This window comes from Pseudomonas sp. H3_A02, assembly GCF_054671965.1.
This window is the reverse complement of sequence record NZ_CP162807.1, coordinates 3672434-3691610: the sequence shown is the minus strand read 5'-3', so window position 1 is coordinate 3691610 and position 19177 is coordinate 3672434. Positions and strand designations below refer to the sequence as shown.

Genomic DNA, 19177 nt, shown 5'->3' with positions numbered 1-19177 from the left:
CGCCTGGCAGGGCCTCATCGCGAGCAAGCTCGCTCCCACAGGGATGTTCGGTACGACACAAAATCACTGTGGGAGCGAGCTTGCTCGCGATGGCGATCTCACTGGCGCAGAAAATCTCAAGCTGCCAAGGATATACGCCCTCGCCCATCCACGAGCAAAACCCTTACACAATTTCACACAGCCTCTACAAAACTTTACCCCTGGACCCGCAGCAAATCCGCCGCACACGAGGCGATCCGCTGGCATGCATCCGCCAGTTTCAGTTGATCGACCACCAGCCCGATGCGGATATGCCCCGCCGCACTGGGCCCAAACGCCTCGCCGGCCAGCACCGACACGCCGTAGCCGTCCAGCAGTCGCTCGGCAAAAGCCTGGGCGTCGAGGCCGGTCTGGCGCACGTCGACCATCACGAACATGCCACCATCGGGCCGCACCGGCTTGAGGCCCGAGCAGTCATCGAGCATGGCGCAGACCAGGTCCCGGCGCTGACGATATTCTTCATGCATCTGCGCCACTTCCGGCAAATCCTGCTCCAGCGCGACTTGGGCGGCCCGTTGCACGAAGTCCGGTAAGCCGAACAACATGCACAGGGACAGGTTCGCCAGATGCTCGGCCAAGGGGTCAGGCCCGATGACCCAGCCAATGCGCCAACCGGTCATGGCATGGGATTTGGACAGGCTGTTGATCGTTGCGGTGCGCCCGGCCATGCCCGGCAGACTGGCCGGACTGATGTGTTCGCCTTCGTACAGCAAGTCGCTGTAGACCTCGTCACTGATCAGCCACAGGTCATGTTCGATGCACAACCGCGCCAATGCTTGCCAGGTGGACATCGGCAGGCTGGCGCCAGATGGGTTGTTCGGGCTGTTGAGCAGCATCGCCCGGGTACGGGGGGTCACAAGACGGGCAACGTCCGCCGGTTCGACCCGAAAACCGTTCTCCGGGCGGACCGCCACCGGCACCACGTTCGCGCCGCAGGCACCGAACACCGCTTCGTAGGTGACATACATCGGCTCGGCGACGATGACTTCGTCGCCAGGGTTGAGCAGGCATTGCGCGACCGCATACACCGCGCACTGCGCACCCGGCAGCACGACGACCTGTTCGGCCCCCACCGCCTGGCCGCAACGCAGGCGATGACGCCGGGCAATGCTGGCCCGCAAGGTGTGCAGGCCACGGATATCCGAATAGTGGGTGTCGCCGGCCCGCAGGCTGCCCACCGCGGCGTCGACAATGGCGCGCGGCGTATTGAAATCCGGGTCGCCCACTGACAGCAACAACACATCCATGCCCTGTTCGCGCATGGCCAGCGCCCGATCGTGAATCTGCCAGGCGGCGGCACCTTCGCCGGTGATGCGTTGGGTCAAGACTGAGAAGCGCATGTATCTCTCCTGATTGCGCGATATCCAGCCTCAACCCTATCTCAAATTCAACCGTGTGGGAGCAAAGCTTGCTCGCGATATTGGCGACTCGATTCCTGGGGGACCGCAGCGCTTGTATCGCGGGCAAGCCTTGCTCCCACAGGATTTACCGCGCCGCCACCCGCCAAAGTCGTGCAATGTCCCCGGCACGCTCGCTCAGCAGGCGCGGGGCGTCGGCACAGGCTTCTTGCAAGGTCATCGGCCCGTTGACCAGGGCAAAGGCGGCGTCGATGCCGTGTTCATACAACGCCTGGTAGCCCTCCCCCAGCGTGCCGGCAATGACCACCACCGGTACGCCATGCTGGCGGGCGATGCGGGCCACGCCGAAGGGGGTCTTGCCGCGCAGGGTCTGGGCGTCGAAACGGCCTTCGCCGGTGATCACCAGGTCGGCGCCACTGACCGCCTCGGCCAGCCCCGTCAACTGAGCAACGACGTCCACGCCGGTACGAAACTGCGCCCCCAGGAACGCCTTGGCCGCGAACCCCAGGCCTCCGGCGGCGCCGCTGCCCGGCTCGTCGCGCACATCCTTGCTCAACGCTCGGGCGCACTGTTCGGCGAAATACCCCAGGGCCCGGTCCAGTTCCTGCACTTGCTGGGCCGAGGCGCCCTTCTGCGGACCGAAGACCACGGACGCGCCGTGGGGCCCGCACAGGGGGTTGTCGACGTCGGCGGCGATCTCGAAACTGACGTGGGCCAGGCGAGGATCAAGGTCGCTCAGGTCGATGCGCGCCAGGTTCGCCAAGGCCAGGCCGCCGGGAGGAAGGGCTTGGCCCTGGTCATCCAGTAATGCCACGCCCAGGGCCTGCATCGCACCGGCGCCCGCATCGTTGGTGGCACTGCCGCCAATCGCCAGGATCACCCGGACGGCCCCTGCATCGAGGGCCGCGTGAATCAGCTCGCCGGTGCCGTAGGTGCTGCTGGAACAGGCATCGCGTTGTCCCGGCGGCACCAGTTGCAAACCACTGGCCTCGGCCATTTCGATGATCGCGGTGCGGCTCTCGGCCAACCAGCCCCAGCGCGCCTCGACGGCGACACCCAAGGGCCCGCGAACCCGGGTGTGACGCCACTGGCCGTTGCAGGCGGCCAGCACCGACTCCACCGTCCCCTCCCCGCCGTCGGCCATTGGGCACTTGATCAACTGCGCATCCGGCCAGACCTCGGCCAGCCCCTGGGCGATGGCATCGGCGACGCCCTGGGCGCTTAGACTGTCCTTGAACGAGTCGGGGGCGATGATTATTTTCATATTATTCTCCGGTTCCGATGCACAGCAGGCTGCCGGCTGACCGCAGCCGTGACGCCGGTCCGCCGCACAAAATGCACTGGGCATTATTGTTCAAATTCACAAAGATCGGGTGGGCAAGAGGATTGTGCTCGAAAGTGATGCCCCATCGCGAGCAGGCTCGCTCCCACAAAGGAGAATTGTGGACCGAGGGCCTGCGTACGCCACGAATCAAACTGTGGGAGCGAGCTTGCTCGCGATGACGGCGCCACATCCAATGCCTATGTCAGCTGACACGCCGCTATCGCGAGCAAGCCCGCTCCCACAGTTGATTTGGAGGTGGTTTGAGAATTGTGTTTGATCCAGGCGGTGGTTCTGGGGTTTGATTGAGCCTTTCCCATGGATAAAAGGATCTTGTCATGAGTTACCGCACGCTAGGTCATTCCGGGTTGCAAGTCTCGACGCTGACCCTGGGGACGATGATGTTCGGCGAACAGACCAGCACCGAGGATTCGCTGCGGATCATCGACAAGGCCTGGGACCAGGGCATCAATTTCATCGACACGGCGGACGTCTACACCAACGGTCGCTCCGAGGAAATCGTCGGCGAGGCGATCGCCCGTCACCGCCACGAATGGGTGCTGGCCACCAAGGTCGGTTTCGGCCCGCCGGACGGCGTGCCCAACCGCAGCGGCCTGAGCCGCAAGCATCTATTCAATGGTATCGAGGCCAGCCTGACGCGCCTGGGCACCGATTACCTGGACATCTATTACCTGCACCGCGAAGACCATAACACTCCACTGCACGTTACCGTGTCGGCCATCGGCGACTTGATTCGCCAGGGCAAGATCCGCTATTGGGGCCTGTCGAACTACCGTGGCTGGCGCATCGCCGAAGTGATCCGGATCGCCGACAGCCTGGGCATCGACCGACCGGTGATCAGCCAACCGCTGTACAACATCGTCAACCGCCAGGCGGAAACCGAGCAGATCACCGCGGCGCAGAACTACGGCCTCGGCGTGGTGCCGTTCAGCCCCTTGGCCCGCGGGGTGCTCAGCGGCAAGTACGCGCCGGACGTGGCGCCGGACGCCAACAGCCGTGCCGGTCGCCAGGACAAACGCATCCTGGAAACCGAATGGCGGGTCGAGTCCCTGCGCATTGCCCAGCAGATCCTGCAATATACCCAGGGCCGGGGCGTGGGCATCGTCGAGTTCGCCATCGCCTGGGTGCTGAACAACAGCGCCGTGACCTCGGCCATCGTCGGACCGCGCACCGAGGAGCAGTGGGATTCGTACACCAAGGCGCAGGCGGTGAAGATCAGCGCGGAAGATGAAGCCTTTATCGATTCGCTGGTGACGCCTGGGCATGCTTCGACGCCGGGGTTCAATGATGTGGGGCATTTCGTGCCGGGACGCGTGCCTGTGGGAGCAAGGCTTGCCCGCGATGAACGATAACGCGGTTCACCTGTTGAATCGCGGCGTGGCTATCGCGGGCAAGCCTTGCTCCCACAGGTTTTGCTACCGCAGGCCTTGCTCCCACATGACTCGCACCCACAATCAACACCCCTGCCACAGGTAGGGTGTTGGTTGATCGCCCTCAAGAGAATCACTGTGTCCAAAGGCATCGCTCTATCGGTCTCGGCCTCCGCGCTGTTCGCCGTCATGTACTACTACACCTCGTTGCTCGCACCGCTGAGCGGCGTGGAGATCTTCGGTTGGCGCATGCTGCTGACGATGCCGTGCATGACCGCCTTCCTGCTGGCGACGCGAGACTGGCACCTGGTCACGACGCTGATCCAACGCCTGGTCGCCACGCCACGGCTATTGATCGCCGCGATCGCCTCTTCGGCCCTGATGGGCGCGCAACTGTGGCTGTTCATGTGGGCGCCACTCAACGGCTACAGCCTGGACGTGTCGCTGGGGTACTTCCTGTTGCCGCTGTCGATGGTCCTGACCGGCCGAATGGTCTATGGCGAGCGCCTGTCCTACCTGCAGAAAGTCGCCGTGTTCTTCGCCACCCTCGGCGTGTTCAACGAGTTGTACCAGGTGGGTGGTTTTTCCTGGGCAACCTTGCTGGTGGTGATCGGCTACCCGATCTATTTCATCCTGCGCAAACGCATCAAGACCGATAACCTCGGCGGGCTCTGGCTGGACATGACCCTGATGCTGCCCCTGGCGCTGTGGTTCGTGCAAAGCGGTGAACAGGGTTTCAGCGTGTTCGATCAATACCCGCAACTGACATGGCTGATCCCGTTGCTCGGGTTGATCAGCGTCAGCGCGCTGGTGTCCTACATCGTCGCCAGCCGGCTGCTGCCGTTCAGCCTGTTCGGCTTGTTGAGCTATGTCGAACCTGTGTTGCTGCTGGGCGTTGCGCTGCTGTTGGGCGAGAGCATCAAGGCCAGTGAATGGCTGACCTACATCCCCATCTGGCTGGCCGTGGCGGTGCTGGTGTTCGAAGGCTTCAAGCACTTGGTGCGGCAGCGGCGCCGGAATTAAGCGCAGCACCGCCCCCCCTGTGGGAGCGAGCTTGCTCGCGATGACGGCGGCACATTCAACATGGATGTAAGCTGAACCACCGCTATCGCGAGCAAGCTCGCTCCCACAAGGGGTACTGGTTCTGTATTGGCAACAAAAGGGATCTGCATCGGCAGTAAAAAGCCCGCCCGGCATCACTGCCGGGCGGGCTTTTTCATGGGGTAGGCCTTATTCGGTCGCCAACACACCACGCCGCACCTGGTCGCGCTCGATGGACTCGAACAGCGCCTTGAAGTTGCCCTCGCCGAAGCCATCGTCGCCCTTGCGCTGGATGAACTCGAAGAACACCGGCCCCATCAGGGTTTCCGAGAAGATCTGCAGCAGCAGGCGCCTGTCATCCGGGTTGGACGAGCCGTCCAGCAGAATGCCCCGCGATTGCAGTTCATCGACCGGTTCGCCGTGGTTCGGCAGGCGGCCTTCGAGCATTTCATAGTAGGTGTCCGGCGGTGCGGTCATGAAGCGCATGCCGATGCTTTTCAAGTGGTCCCAGGTCTTGACCAGGTCATCGGTGAGGAAGGCCACGTGCTGGATGCCTTCGCCGTTGAACTGCATCAGGAACTCTTCGATCTGCCCGGCGCCCTTGGACGACTCTTCGTTCAACGGGATGCGGATCATGCCATCCGGGGCGGTCATGGCCTTGGAGGTCAGGCCGGTGTATTCGCCCTTGATGTCGAAGTACCGGATCTCGCGGAAGTTGAACAGTTTCTCGTAGAAACCGGCCCAGTAGGCCATGCGCCCGCGATACACGTTATGGGTCAGGTGGTCGATGATCTTCAGGCCCGCGCCCACCGGGTTGCGGTCCACACCCTCGAGGAATACGAAGTCGATGTCATAGATCGAGCTGCCTTCGCCAAAACGGTCGATCAGGTACAACGGCGCACCGCCGATGCCCTTGATGGCCGGCAGGTTCAGCTCCATAGGGCCGGTCTCGATGTGGATCGGCTGGGCGCCGAGTTCCAGGGCGCGCTTATAGGCCAGTTGCGAATCCTTGACCCGGAACGCCATGCCGCACACTGACGGGCCGTGCTCGGCGGCAAAGTACGAGGCCACGCTGTGGGGTTCGTTGTTGAGGATCAGGTTGATCGCGCCCTGGCGATACAGGTGCACATTCTTGGAACGGTGGGTAGCCACCTTGGTGAAGCCCATGATCTCGAAGATCGGCTCCAGGGTGTTGGGTGTCGGGGATGCGAATTCAATGAATTCGAAGCCCATCAGGCCCATGGGGTTTTCGTATAGATCTGCCATGTCGGCGCCTCATCATGCTGGTCAATTAACAAAAAACGTTAGTTGCAGGCGGTGCTGAGGGCACGGGGCGGCGCGCAGGAAATGCCACGAACGCTGCGGGCGAGGAAATCGCCGTAGATCAGTTGAAACCCAAGTATCTTCATTGTCGACCCAAGGCTCTTGTGGGCGAGGCTTCTGCTGCCAGAAGACGTTATTCTTATATGCGTAAATCGATTCTACACAGCGTAACCGGATTTGTCCGCCTTCTGTATCAAATCGCCTTTTCCTTCGATCGCGCAAGGGGTTTGTTGCACAGGAAAATACCCACCAGGATCACGCCCCCGCCCACACACATCAAGGCCGTGAGCCGTTCGTCCAGCAGCAGCGCCCCCAGCAGCACCGCCGTCAGCGGGTTGAGCGCAATGAATACGCCGGACCGGGTCGCGCCGATCCGACGAATGCCGTCATACCAGGCGATATAGGCCAGGGCCGAGCCCAGCACGCCGAGGTACAACAGGCTCAGCCATTGCTCCATGTCCAGCGCGTGCAAGGCTTCGAGTCGAAGCTCGCCCGCGGCCGCGCAAGTCAGCCACAGCATCAGCGTGCCCAGCAGAATCGACCAGGTCACGGTCTGCAAGGGGCCGAGGCTGTCATTGAGTGTTTTCGAAAACAGCGAATAGATCCCCCAGCCCAGCACGCAGCCAAAAATCAACAGGTCGCCGATCCAGCCCTGCGCCGCGCCTTGCAACAAGGACGGATCACGACTGACGATCACCAAACCCGCGCCGCCGATGCACAGCATGATGCCCGCCACTTTCAAACGGCTCAGCCGTTCCTTGAACAACCACCAGGACGCCAGCCCGATCACCGCCGGGTTCAACGCCACGATCAGCGAGGCCCGTGATGCATTGATGTATTGCAAACCATAGAAGAAGCACAGGTTGTAGAAAAAGATGCCGAAGAACCCCAGCGCCGCCAATTGCAGCCCTTGCTTCACACTGGGCCTGGCCAGCGGGATCCCGGCCAGGGCGAGAAACGCCAGCAGCGCGATACTCGCCAGCAGGAACCGCAGGCTGGCGGCAAACATTGGCGCCAGGGCATCGGCAAGAATCCGGCCGGCGACGAAGGTCCCGCCCCAGATCATGGTGACCATGGCGAGCTTCAGGTAGACCGGCAGGTCTGAAGGGATTGGGACGGTTTGCTCGAGGGTTTTCATGGTTTCACCACGGCACGCTAATGAGAACAACACAGAACCTGTGGCGAGGGGGATTAATTGTGGGAGCAAAGCTTGCTCGCGATGAAGGCGGCGCGATTCAGCAGGTAAACCGAGTCATCGTTCATCGCGAGCAAGCTTTGCTCCCACAGGCTCCCACACAACGGCGCGGCTCTGCTTTCTGATTCAGGTCAGATGCCTCATTATTCGACTCATGTTTGATCATCGTAAAATGAGCAATCCCTCATGACCCTCACCCAACTCGAAATCTTCTCCCTGGTCGCCGAGCTGCGGGGTTTCACCGCTGCGGCCACACGTCTAGGCATTGGCCAGTCAGCGGTGTCCCACGCGATCAAATCCCTGGAGCAAGAGTTGGGGGTGGAATTGTTCAGACGCCATCAGTCGGTGGTGGAGCTCAGCGACATCGGCCAGCAGTTACTGCTACGGGCCCGGGCGATGCTCGGGCTGGCCAACACCTTGTGCCAGGAAGCCGCCGATGCCCGGGGCATGCGCCGAGGGACCTTGCGCATCGGCTCGTTCGGGCCGACGTCGTCGATGAAATTGCTGCCCGAGCTCCTGCGGCGCTATCGAGCCTTGCATCCCGGGATCGAAGTGCACATCGACGAAGGACCGGACAGGCAAGTCATCCAGTGGCTGGACGAACGGCGGATCGACGTCGGTTTCGTGGTGCTGCCGGAGGAGCGTTTCGATACGTTCATGCTGATGGAAGATCAGATGGTCGCCCTGCTGCCCGCCTCACATCCCCTCGCCGCCCAGGCCAGCCTGAGCCTCAAGGACCTGTGCAACGACCCCTTCGTGCACACCGAGGCGGGATCGTCGGAGCTGGTCACGCGCCTGTTCAATACCGCGCGGCTGACACCGAACGTGCGTTTTCGTTGTTCGCAGTTGCTCAGCACTCTGGATGTGGTCAGGCGCGGCGAAGCGGTGAGCGTGGTGTCCGAAGGGTCATTGCCGGACGACGAGAATCCCGGCTACGTCGCCCGGCCCTTGTCGCCGCGGGTACCACGCCAGATCGGCCTGGCGGTATTGGACAGCCGCCAGGCCTCGCCCGCCACCCTGGCGTTCATCGAACTGGCCCGGCAGCCATGAGCCCGGCATCAAACCTGGGGGAGTCAGGCATTGAACCTGTGGGAGCAAAGCTTGCTCGCGATGAAGGCACCTCGGTTCTCCAGCTGGACCGCATAATCGTTCATCGCGGGCAAGCCTTGCTCCCACAGACTTCGCTCCCACAGTCACCCTGCAGTCAGCAAGCACTCGTCAAGCCATCTATCATGGTCGGCATCCAACGCTTCTCCTCTTTCCTTTTCCCCAGGTTGTGCCGATGCCCTTGACCGCCACCCGCTCGCACACCCGGCCCCGCCGCTACCTGGTCACCCTGCTGTGCGCCCTGGTGCCGATACTGTCAGGGCTGGCCATTTTGTACATGCAAGCCGAACGGACGCTGGCGCAACACACCCGGCAGACCGCCGAGGAGTCGGTCAGGCAGATCGAACTGATGCTCGACAACACCGCGTTGGCGGCCCGTGAACTCTTGTCCCTGGCCGGCCAACCCTGCGAAGCGGTGAAGCTGGCCTTACGCGAACAAGTGACGCGCCGGCCCTTTGTCCGTTCGACCAACCTGATCTGGGACAACAACCTCTATTGCAGCTCGCTGTTCGGGGCCTTCGAGGAGCGCGTCAACCCGAGCGACTATCACCAAGGCACGCTGTGGCTGATGAACGGCAACCCGATCACGCCGGACACCGCGTTGCTGATCTACCGGCTCAATGAGGGCCAGAAAGGCGCCTTGGCCACGCTTGATGGGTACCACCTGGCCAACGTCTTGCGCCTGATCGGCCGCCAGACCCGGCTGCGCCTGCAAGTCGGGCCAAATTGGCTGGCGGCGGACGGCAAGGTCCGGTCAGCGCCCCTGCCCGGGTCGCCGGTGGCCCCGACCGAACTGGGCTCAGCCCGCTACGCCTTCAATATAGAAGCCGGATTCGACGAGGGTGAAACCTGGCGCTACATGGCCAGGGAATATCCGCCGCTGTTCAGCCTGCTGATCTTCTTTGGCGTTGTGGCCGGGACGCTCGGGCACTGGCTGCAAAAACGCGCATCGTCCCCCAGCCGTGAATTGCAAAGGGCGCTGGAAGCCGGCGAGTTCGTGCCGTACCTGCAACCGGTCGTGCACAGTGATAGCAAGCGCTGGGCCGGCGTCGAGGTGCTGATGCGCTGGAACCATCCCACGGAAGGCCTGGTCCGCCCGGATCTATTCATTCCCTTCGCCGAACACAGCGGCGTGATCGTGCCGATGACCCGCGCGCTGATGCAACAAACCATGCACCTGCTGGTGCCGCTTGCGTCGCAACTGGAAGCGCCGTTTCATGTCGGCATCAACATCACCGCCCGCCACTGCCAGAATCTGGCGCTGGTGGACGATTGCCGCGAGTTTCTCGGCGCCTTCGCGCCGGGGGCGATTACCCTGGTGTTGGAGTTGACCGAACGCGAGCTGATCGAACCGACGCCAGTAACCCGGCAACTGTTCGACCAACTGCGGGAACTGGGCGTGAAGATCGCCCTCGACGATTTCGGCACCGGTCACTCCAGCCTGGCGTACTTACGCCAGTTCAACGTGGATTTCCTGAAGATCGACCAGAGTTTTGTCGCGATGATCGGTGCCGACGCCCTGTCGCGCCACCTCCTCGACAGCATCATCGAACTGTCGGGCAAGTTGGGCCTGGACATGGTTGCCGAGGGCGTCGAAACCGTCGAACAAAGCGACTACCTGAGCGCCCATGGGGTGAACTTTCTACAAGGCTATCTATTTGGCCGACCGATTAGCGGGCAGGCGTTCGTTGAGACCTTGAACAGCACTAATGGCAGTTAACCGCCGTCGGTCTATTGACGATGACCTGCCAATTGATAAAAACGTTTGCTGTTGTTACATAACGAAAAAGTTACGATTTACACTTTACGGATTAACTACTACAATTTTTCTACCTGTGCAACATAACAGGAGAGGGTCATTAACACCGAGTCGCTTCAAGGCGCTTGGCTTATAGCTTTGTTTGCGGTTGGTATCAGCCAAATATTTTGATTGGAGTAATCATTTTGTCCAGACTCGCTGAATTTCGTGCAGCCGAAAAGGCCCTTCAAGAACAGCTCAAGCAGCTGGAGTCACTGAAGAACGATGCCGGGCTCAAGAAGGAAATCGAATTCGAGGAAAAGCTCCAGGGACTGATGAAAACCTACGGCAAGAGTCTGCGCGACATCGTCGCGATCCTCGACCCGAACCCGTCCAAGGCAAGCCTGCAATCGACCAAGCCCACCAAGACCCGTCGCGCGCGAGTGGTGAAGGTTTACCAGAACCCGCACACCGGCGAGTTGATCGAGACCAAGGGCGGCAATCACCGCGGCCTGAAAGCCTGGAAAGAACAGTACGGTGCAGCGACTGTTGATTCTTGGTTGCGTGGTTGACAGCCCCATGACGCAAAAAGCCCTGAACACACTCAGGGCTTTTTTATGGACTAAACTTTAGGATTAAACCCTTTGGCGTATTACGCTGAAGGCGTCATAGTTTCAAACTGTTTCGCACCGACTGTATTTCATCCTGGCTTTCAACAAACACCTGCGCCTGCCCTGCATAGGACAGCACATAAGCCTTGCCCTCATTTAGGGCCGCGACGAGTGCTTGAGACAATACATGTCGTCCGTTTTGCGTGATCGTACAAGTGGTTTCCAATGCAGTTACGCCGCCCAACATCGAGGCATGGACCTTAGTGCATACACTTTGGTAACCACCTTGGAAAAAATCCTTCTGGATTGATTTGCGCATTTCCAGCAACACGCCTTGCAAGTTGACCTGGTGATCGGGTTCGACGGGGGTGGTGGTCAGTTCCATGACCATCACGGCGTTGCCTGCCGGATCATTCTTGGTTGCTCGTTGGCGCAGGGTTCCCGGTGCCGCCGAGGCCGATGCGTCCGCAGGCAGCGGTTCGACAACCCAGCCCTGAGGCCACGTCACCTGCGGTTCAGCCGCCAGGACACTGCCGACACTCGTAAACAGCAGGACAAACAGCGAAAGGAACGGTCGAATCATTGCGTTGGCACCACCCAAGGACGAATCGGGAAGTCTGAAGCCCGAGGCAGAACCAGGCAATAGCCACGCGCGGTTTGGCGCCGCCGCATCCCTTGCGTATCATGGGCGCACCTGCAAGGAAGCCGTCTGACGCAAGCCCAGGAACCGTCGCAACCCCACTTGCGACGCCGTTTGCCCCACTTATTTTCCGGAGGGCCCATGAGCCTGCACGAACTCAATACTTTCCCTGGCGTCACCGCACAGCCTGACGCCGCCACCGCCCAGTTCGTCTTCAACCACACCATGCTGCGGGTCAAGGACATCAAAAAGTCCCTGGATTTCTACACCCGCGTGCTGGGTTTCTCGCTGGTGGAAAAACGCGACTTCCCGGAAGCCGAATTCAGCCTGTATTTCCTGGCGTTGGTGGACAAGAACCAGATCCCGGCGGACGCAGCGGCGCGTACCGAATGGATGAAATCGATTCCTGGCATCCTGGAACTGACCCACAACCACGGCACCGAAAGCGACCCGGCGTTCGCCTACCATAACGGCAACACCGACCCACGCGGCTTCGGCCACATCTGCATCTCGGTACCGGACGTCGTCGCAGCCTGCGAGCGCTTCGAAGCACTGGGCTGCGATTTCCAGAAACGCCTGACCGACGGCCGCATGAAAAGCCTGGCCTTCATCAAGGACCCGGATGGCTACTGGGTCGAAATCATCCAGCCTGCGCCGCTCTAACACTCACCACGGCCTTCCGTGGGAGCGAGCTTGCTCGCGATAGCGGCAGTTCAGTCAGCATTGATGCAAGCTGACCCATCGCTATCGCGAGCAAGCTCGCTCCCACAGGGTGATGGGTGATCCAAAATAAAACCCCATGAGCCATTGGCTCATGGGGTTTTGTGTTTTCCGCTATCGACTATTAAGCCGGCGCGGAGGTGCGGATCAAGTGGTCGAAGGCACTCAGCGAAGCCTTGGCGCCCTCGCCCACGGCGATCACGATCTGCTTGTACGGTACGGTGGTCACGTCACCGGCGGCGAACACGCCAGGGATCGAGGTTTCACCCCGGGCATCGACGATAATCTCACCCCGTGGCGACAGCTCGACGGTGCCTTTGAGCCAGTCGGTGTTGGGCAACAGGCCGATCTGCACGAAGATCCCTTCCAGTTCCACGTCGCGCACCTCACCGCTCGGACGGTCCTTGTAGCGCAAGCCATTGACCTTCTGGCCGTCGCCTGTCACTTCGGTGGTCTGGGCGTTGGTGATCACCGTCACGTTCGGCAGGCTGTGCAGTTTGCGCTGCAACACCGCGTCGGCACGCAATTGCACATCGAACTCCAGCAACGTGACGTGGGCCACGATACCGGCCAGGTCGATAGCCGCTTCGACGCCGGAGTTACCCCCACCGATCACCGCCACGCGCTTGCCTTTGAACAGCGGGCCGTCGCAGTGCGGGCAGTACGCCACGCCCTTGTTGCGATACTGCTGCTCGCCCGGCACGTTCATTTCACGCCAGCGGGCACCGGTCGCCAGAATCACGGTCTTGGCCTTGAGGCTCGCACCGCTGGCGAACTTGATTTCATGCAGCCCTCCGTCCTTGTCCGGCACCAGGCCGTCGGCACGCTGCAGGTTCATGATGTCCACGTCGTACTGCTTGACGTGTTCTTCCAGGGCAACGGCCAGTTTCGGCCCTTCGGTTTCCTGGACCGAGATGAAGTTCTCGATGGCCATGGTGTCGAGTACCTGACCGCCGAAACGTTCAGCCGCCACACCCGTGCGAATGCCTTTACGAGCGGCGTAGATCGCCGCCGAAGCGCCAGCCGGGCCACCACCGACCACCAGCACATCAAAGGCTTCCTTGGCGCTGATTTTCTCGGCCTGGCGTTCGATGCCGCTGGTGTCGATCTTGGCGAGTATTTCTTCCAAGCCCATGCGGCCCTGGCCGAAGTTCACGCCATTGAGGTAAATGCTTGGCACAGCCATGATCTGGCGTTCATCGACTTCGGCCTGGAACAGCGCGCCGTCGATGGCGACGTGGCGAATGTTCGGGTTCAGCACCGCCATCAGGTTCAGCGCCTGGACCACGTCCGGGCAGTTCTGGCACGACAGCGAGAAATACGTCTCGAAGTTGAACTCACCCTTCAGGGAGCGGATCTGCTCGATCACTTCGACACTGGCCTTCGAAGGGTGGCCGCCGACTTGCAGCAAAGCCAACACCAGCGAAGTGAATTCGTGGCCCATGGGGATGCCGGCAAAACGCAGGCTGATATCGGCGCCCGGGCGGTTCAACGAAAACGACGGCTTGCGCGCATCGGTACCGTTGTCGAGCAAAGTAATCTGGTGGGAAAGACTGGCAACTTCTTGGAGTAACGCGAGCATTTCCTGGGATTTCGCACCGTCGTCGAGGGAAGCGACGATCTCGATCGGCTGGGTGACCCGTTCCAGGTATGACTTCAACTGAGCTTTAAGATTGGCGTCCAACATACGGGCGATTTCCATTTTTTGAATTTCAGAAAAAACAACGCCCGAGCGAATCTCGCCCGGGCGTTTTTTGGGGCGAAGCGGCTTACTTGATTAAGAGCGGATCGCCCTCGGATGACTCACAGACTTAGATCTTGCCGACCAGGTCCAGGGACGGCGCCAGGGTGGCCTCGCCTTCTTTCCACTTGGCTGGGCAGACTTCGCCCGGGTGAGCGGCAACGTACTGAGCGGCCTTGATCTTGCGCAGCAGCTCGGAAGCGTCACGGCCTACGCCGCCGTCGTTGATTTCAACGATCTTGATCTGGCCTTCTGGATTGATCACGAAAGTACCGCGGTCAGCCAGGCCAACTTCTTCGATCAGCACGTCGAAGTTGCGGGAGATGACGTGGGTCGGGTCGCCGATCATGGTGTACTGGATCTTGCCGATGGCTGGCGAAGTGTTGTGCCAGGCAGCGTGGGCAAAGTGAGTGTCGGTGGAAACGCTGTAGATCTCGACACCCAGCTTCTGGAATTCAGCGTAGTTGTCAGCCAGGTCTTCCAGCTCGGTTGGGCAAACGAAGGTGAAGTCAGCCGGGTAGAAGAACACGACAGACCACTTGCCTTTCAGGTTGGCGTCCGATACTTCGACGAATTCGCCGTTTTTGAAGGCGGTAGCGTTGAACGGTTTAACTTGGCTGTTGATGATAGGCATCGATGTTTCTCCATCAGGGTTGAAAAGTTGATGGAGGGAATCTTAACCACTCATCCCCAGGCTGGCTCATTGGCAAACCTGATGTGAATGATTGGTTTTGGCTATCAGCCGCTAAATAGATAGAAGAAAACTTAATATAGATGGCGAGCAGGCTGGCTCGCCATCTATCCGCCGGGTAGTCAGGAGGCGACGGGCGTACGCATTGTCACGAACTCTTCGGCGGCGGTTGGGTGCACGCCGATGGTCTCGTCAAAGTCGCGCTTGGTGGCGCCGGCCTTGAGGGCGATGGCCAAGCCTTGGACGATTTCACCGGCATCCGGACCAACCATGTGGCAACCCAGGACCTTGTCGGTCTGGGCATCCACCACCAGTTTCATCAGAGTGCGCTCCTGGCAGTCGGTCAAGCTCAACTTCATTGGGCGGAAGCGGCTTTCGAAAATCTCGACCTTATGCCCCTCTTCCCGGGCCTGCTCTTCGGTCAGGCCCACCGTGCCGATGTTCGGCAGGCTGAACACGGCGGTGGGGATCATCCGGTAATCCACCAGCCGATACTGCTCGGGCTTGAACAGACGCCGCGCTACTGCCATGCCTTCGGCCAGGGCAACGGGGGTGAGCTGGACGCGACCGATCACATCGCCAATGGCCAGGATCGACGGTTCGGTGGTCTCGTATTTTTCGTTGACCTTCACGAAACCTTTCTCATCCAGCGTGACGCCGGTGGTTTCCAGGCCAAGGTTGTCGAGCATCGGCCGCCGGCCGGTGGCGTAGAACACACAATCGGTGATCAACGTTTTGCCATCCTTGAGCTCGACCCTCAGGCTGCCATCGTCCAGTTTTTCGATGGATTTGATGTCAGCGTTGAATTGCAGGTCCAGGCCACGTCGGGTCAGTTCTTCGGCCAGGTGCTTGCGCACCGCACCGTCGAAGCCGCGCAGGAACAGGTCACCGCGATACAGCAACGACGTCTGCGCGCCCATGCCGTGGAAAATCCCGGCGAACTCCACCGCAATGTAGCCACCGCCCACCACGATGACACGCTTGGGCAGGTCCTTGAGAAAGAACGCCTCGTTGGAGCTGATGGCGTGCTCGCGCCCCGGAATGTCCGGGATCACCGGCCAGCCGCCGGTGGCGATCAGGATATGCTTGGCGGTGTGGCGCTGGCCGTTGATCTCCACCTCATGGGGGCCGGTCAGCCTGGCGTGACCTTCGTGCAACACGACGCCGCTGTTGACCAGCAGGTTGCGGTAGATGCCGTTGAGGCGATTGATCTCCTGGTCCTTGTTGGCGATCAGCGTGGCCCAGTCGAAACTCGCCTCGCCCGCCGTCCAGCCAAAGGCCGGTGCTTGCTCAAAGTCCTCGGCGTAATGCGCGCCGTAGACCAGCAGTTTTTTCGGCACGCAGCCCACGTTGACGCAGGTCCCGCCCAGGTAGCGGCTTTCCGCCACGGCCACCTTGGCCCCAAAACCGGCGGCAAACCGCGCAGCCCGCACACCACCGGAACCGGCGCCAATCACATACAAGTCAAAATCGTAGGCCATTTTCTATCTCCTTCGGCAGGTCATCAGCATACCTGCTGTTTTCACCTGAGGCAGCGTTGCGATGGTTATGGGGGCGGAAAACGGAAAAGCCAGCTGGACCGGCTCATGTCGATCGGTCAGGCCCAAAACCTGTGGAGCGGTGAGCACAAAATTTATGCCTGTTGAAGATACAGTGTGGGAGCGAGCTTGCTCGCGATAGCGTCGGCACATTCAGCATTGATGCAAGCTGCCCCACCGCCATCGCGAGCAAGCTCGCTCCCACAGGGGGGTTGCTTGAGTGATCTGCGAGCAACTGTTCCACACAAAAAAACGCCCCGAACCAGTCGGGGCGTTTTTCAAGGCGTGGCCCAGGCTATCAGTAAGCCTTGCCGGTCTTGTAGAAGTTCTCGAAGCAGAAGTTGGTCGCGTCGATGTAGCCTTCGGCGCCACCGCAGTCGAAACGCTTGCCCTTGAACTTGTAGGCCATGACGCAGCCGTTCTGGGCCTGTTTCATCAGGGCGTCGGTGATCTGGATTTCGCCGCCCTTGCCTGGCTCGGTCTGTTCGATCAGGTCGAAGATGTCCGGGGTCAGGATGTAGCGACCGATGATCGCCAGGTTCGACGGCGCGTCTTCAGGCTTTGGTTTTTCAACCATGCTGTGAACGCGGTAGATGTCGTCGCGGATCATCTCGCCGGCAATCACGCCGTACTTGTTGGTTTCCTGCGGATCGACTTCCTGGATCGCCACGATGGAGCAGCGGAACTGCTTGTACAGCTTGACCATCTGGGTCAGGACGCCGTCGCCTTCGAGGTTGACGCACAGGTCGTCCGCCAGGACCACGGCGAACGGTTCGTCACCGATCAGTGGGCGACCGGTCAGGATCGCGTGGCCCAGGCCTTTCATTTCGGTCTGGCGGGTGTAGGAGAACGAGCACTCATCCAGCAGTTTGCGGATGCCGACCAGGTACTTTTCCTTATCGGTGCCTTTGATCTGGTTTTCCAACTCGTAGCTGATGTCGAAATGGTCTTCCAGCGCGCGTTTACCACGGCCAGTCACGATGGAGATTTCAGTCAGGCCCGCATCAAGGGCTTCTTCGACGCCGTACTGGATCAGTGGCTTGTTCACCACCGGCAGCATTTCTTTGGGCATGGCTTTAGTCGCTGGCAGGAAGCGAGTACCGTAACCGGCTGCTGGGAACAAGCATTTCTTGATCATATAAGTCCTTGAAAAGGCGGTGTGTACGAGTTTCGGCGCAGTCTAATCAGGCGACGGGCACCTTACAATGCCCGCACTGGCCAACCGGTGCCATCATAGAGAAATAAAAAACGGCGGATAGTTCAATCGCCTTTCGTTTCGATGGCTGCAGCGGTCCACTGTACGCCAGTGAGCACTGTTTGCGAGCATTTGACGTATCATGGCGCTCTTGATCACGCCAATTGAGGCAGTTAGATGTCGGCAAGAAACGCAAACGGTTATTCGGTCAGCCAGGGCAAGGACGGCCAGTGGTGGATTATCAACTACCACGGCGAGCAGGTCGCCGGTCCTTTGCCCAGCAAGGCCATGGCGGTAGAAGTGGCTGCGGTATTCCAGGACGAACGCGCTGCCCCTGCGACGAAAGAACGCGAAAGCGCCCCCGCACGCAGCCCCCGCCGCAAGAAATAAACAGACAAGCCCCAAGTAAATGACGCCCGGCATTGAACGGGGCTTTGTTTCTCTGTACCGGAATGGCCATTCGCTATACTCTCGCGCCTGCCCCTCCCTTCTTGATGACGACTCCATGAAAACACTGCTGGCGCTGTTTGCCGTCCTGGCCTTGGCGGGCTGTGCCTCTGCCGAAAAAACCTACCTGAACAATGGCGAGCAAGGCCTGACCATCGACTGCTCCGGCGAAGCCAATGACTGGGCCACTTGTTATGAAAAGGCCGATGCCTCCTGTGCCGGCACTGGCTACCGCATCGTCGGCACCGATGGGACGCCGCAAGCCAAGGAAAGTGAAAAGACCCTAGGTGTCGATGTCGGCAACTACACCAGCCGCAGCGTCCTGGTCGTGTGCAAATAAGAGCCCGTGTCCTGTCTTTCGGTGTTCGCGAGACAGAACCCTACATGTGAATCTCGGCGAACTTGATCCCCAAGCCACGTATGGTCTCGATCAAATCGTCGAGCCGGCTGAAGGACTCGACTTCGTCCTGCTCATCCACCAGGAAGAAACTGCGCCCGGCGCTTTTCTTGAAGAACACGATCCATTCGCCCGGGCTCGCCGGGTTCTGGATCACGTGGGTGGCACAGATAAGGCCTTCTGCATGGCGCTCGCGCACCTGCTCGCGTTTCATCGACTGACTCCATGAATGACAATGCCGCCAACGTTGACCGTGGCGGCATTTTTTGTCGAGGGCGCCAGTCTATCCGATGGCCGGGCCGCTCGTCAGGCGCTGACGGTGTTCAACCGGAAATGCAAGCGTTGGCCGCATCCTGCACATCGCCAGGACGCACCGGCACGTTGGACATGCTTTCGTGCAGCTTGATGCTGCTGCCACTGGAGCGCTCGTCAATGTCGAACACCGCCGCCGGCAGGGTCGACAGTTTGCCCGGGACGATCAGCCGCACGCCATTCTTGTGCGGCTCCATTTGCAGCGAGCCACGGCTGCTGGCCAGCTTGTCGGCAACGCACTTGGCATATTCGTGAGGTTTCTTTCCGGAGATGACGCTCATGGTGGGAGGCGTCTGGTTGATGTCCGATACCGATGCACATCCACTCATGGCCAATGCCAATGCCAACACCCACACGCTGCGCTTCATATGT

Annotated in this window: 19 protein-coding genes; 8 read left to right on the top strand and 11 right to left on the bottom strand. The window is 60.4% G+C overall.

The features are described 5' to 3' along the window. Positions 1-194 precede the first annotated feature (194 nt). Both AB4N80_RS16490 and AB4N80_RS16485 read right to left on the bottom strand, forming a co-directional pair. On the bottom strand, positions 195-1379 hold the full coding sequence (locus AB4N80_RS16490) for a pyridoxal phosphate-dependent aminotransferase (RefSeq protein WP_460077983.1): 1185 nt from the start codon (positions 1377-1379) through the stop codon (positions 195-197). Positions 1380-1524: 145 nt separating this feature from the next. Continuing rightward, positions 1525-2661 (bottom strand): glycerate kinase family protein, encoded by a 1137-nt coding sequence (locus AB4N80_RS16485; RefSeq protein WP_122566283.1) that lies wholly within the window; start codon positions 2659-2661, stop codon positions 1525-1527. Between the two features lie 395 nt (positions 2662-3056). On the opposite strand from AB4N80_RS16485, the gene AB4N80_RS16480 reads away from it, so the two are divergent. Next, positions 3057-4091, top strand: a complete 1035-nt coding sequence (locus AB4N80_RS16480) for an aldo/keto reductase (RefSeq protein WP_122566282.1) — start codon at positions 3057-3059, stop codon at positions 4089-4091. 156 nt (positions 4092-4247) lie between these two features. Next, on the top strand, positions 4248-5132 hold the full coding sequence (rarD, locus tag AB4N80_RS16475; protein WP_305490733.1) for an EamA family transporter RarD: 885 nt from the start codon (positions 4248-4250) through the stop codon (positions 5130-5132). A gap of 207 nt (positions 5133-5339) precedes the next feature. Here the strand turns inward: rarD and hppD are convergent, their stop codons facing one another. Beyond that, entirely contained in the window at positions 5340-6416 is a 1077-nt protein-coding gene (gene hppD, locus AB4N80_RS16470) for a 4-hydroxyphenylpyruvate dioxygenase (RefSeq protein ID WP_122566279.1), read from the bottom strand. Between the two features lie 250 nt (positions 6417-6666). After that, positions 6667-7611 carry a DMT family transporter gene (locus AB4N80_RS16465; protein WP_305481797.1) on the bottom strand — a complete coding sequence of 315 codons (945 nt, stop codon included), beginning with the start codon at positions 7609-7611 and terminating at the stop codon, positions 6667-6669. A gap of 243 nt (positions 7612-7854) precedes the next feature. Here AB4N80_RS16465 and AB4N80_RS16460 point away from each other — a divergent pair, with 243 nt between their 5' ends. The 3 genes from AB4N80_RS16460 to AB4N80_RS16450 all read left to right on the top strand — a co-directional run bounded on the left by AB4N80_RS16460 (position 7855) and on the right by AB4N80_RS16450 (position 11085). Beyond that, a complete protein-coding gene (locus AB4N80_RS16460) occupies positions 7855-8718 on the top strand; it encodes a LysR family transcriptional regulator (RefSeq protein WP_122566277.1) in 864 nt (287 codons plus the stop codon). A 232-nt stretch (positions 8719-8950) separates the two neighbouring features. After that, positions 8951-10495, top strand: coding sequence for an EAL domain-containing protein (locus AB4N80_RS16455; protein ID WP_354338329.1), 1545 nt, complete (start codon positions 8951-8953; stop codon positions 10493-10495). A gap of 224 nt (positions 10496-10719) precedes the next feature. After that, a complete protein-coding gene (locus tag AB4N80_RS16450; protein WP_058544518.1) occupies positions 10720-11085 on the top strand; it encodes a histone-like nucleoid-structuring protein, MvaT/MvaU family in 366 nt (121 codons plus the stop codon). A gap of 94 nt (positions 11086-11179) precedes the next feature. Here the strand turns inward: AB4N80_RS16450 and AB4N80_RS16445 are convergent, their stop codons facing one another. Then, positions 11180-11707: a DUF4946 domain-containing protein gene (locus AB4N80_RS16445; RefSeq protein ID WP_122566275.1), complete on the bottom strand. Its 528-nt coding sequence runs from the start codon at positions 11705-11707 to the stop codon at positions 11180-11182. A gap of 198 nt (positions 11708-11905) precedes the next feature. Here AB4N80_RS16445 and gloA point away from each other — a divergent pair, with 198 nt between their 5' ends. Then, on the top strand, positions 11906-12427 hold the full coding sequence (gene gloA / locus AB4N80_RS16440; protein WP_460077980.1) for a lactoylglutathione lyase: 522 nt from the start codon (positions 11906-11908) through the stop codon (positions 12425-12427). A gap of 181 nt (positions 12428-12608) precedes the next feature. Here gloA and ahpF read toward each other — a convergent pair whose 3' ends face one another. The 4 genes from ahpF to galU form a co-directional block, all read right to left on the bottom strand. Continuing rightward, positions 12609-14171: an alkyl hydroperoxide reductase subunit F gene (gene ahpF, locus AB4N80_RS16435; RefSeq protein WP_122566273.1), complete on the bottom strand. Its 1563-nt coding sequence runs from the start codon at positions 14169-14171 to the stop codon at positions 12609-12611. A gap of 124 nt (positions 14172-14295) precedes the next feature. Next, positions 14296-14859, bottom strand: coding sequence for an alkyl hydroperoxide reductase subunit C (gene ahpC / locus AB4N80_RS16430; protein ID WP_003202998.1), 564 nt, complete (start codon positions 14857-14859; stop codon positions 14296-14298). Between the two features lie 179 nt (positions 14860-15038). Further along, entirely contained in the window at positions 15039-16397 is a 1359-nt protein-coding gene (gorA, locus tag AB4N80_RS16425; protein ID WP_122566272.1) for a glutathione-disulfide reductase, read from the bottom strand. 355 nt (positions 16398-16752) lie between these two features. Continuing rightward, positions 16753-17592 (bottom strand): UTP--glucose-1-phosphate uridylyltransferase GalU, encoded by an 840-nt coding sequence (galU, locus tag AB4N80_RS16420; RefSeq protein WP_003182953.1) that lies wholly within the window; start codon positions 17590-17592, stop codon positions 16753-16755. 234 nt (positions 17593-17826) lie between these two features. On the opposite strand from galU, the gene AB4N80_RS16415 reads away from it, so the two are divergent. Both AB4N80_RS16415 and AB4N80_RS16410 read left to right on the top strand, forming a co-directional pair. Continuing rightward, complete coding sequence (locus tag AB4N80_RS16415) at positions 17827-18039, top strand: hypothetical protein (RefSeq protein WP_060741669.1); 213 nt, start codon at positions 17827-17829, stop codon at positions 18037-18039. Positions 18040-18154: 115 nt separating this feature from the next. Further along, the gene (locus AB4N80_RS16410) at positions 18155-18436 is read left to right on the top strand and encodes a hypothetical protein (protein ID WP_122566271.1); all 282 of its coding nucleotides are present in this window, start codon (positions 18155-18157) and stop codon (positions 18434-18436) included. A 40-nt stretch (positions 18437-18476) separates the two neighbouring features. Here the strand turns inward: AB4N80_RS16410 and AB4N80_RS16405 are convergent, their stop codons facing one another. Continuing rightward, positions 18477-18707 (bottom strand): hypothetical protein, encoded by a 231-nt coding sequence (locus tag AB4N80_RS16405; protein WP_122566270.1) that lies wholly within the window; start codon positions 18705-18707, stop codon positions 18477-18479. A gap of 109 nt (positions 18708-18816) precedes the next feature. Then, complete coding sequence (locus AB4N80_RS16400) at positions 18817-19173, bottom strand: hypothetical protein (protein ID WP_122566269.1); 357 nt, start codon at positions 19171-19173, stop codon at positions 18817-18819. Positions 19174-19177 lie beyond the last annotated feature (4 nt).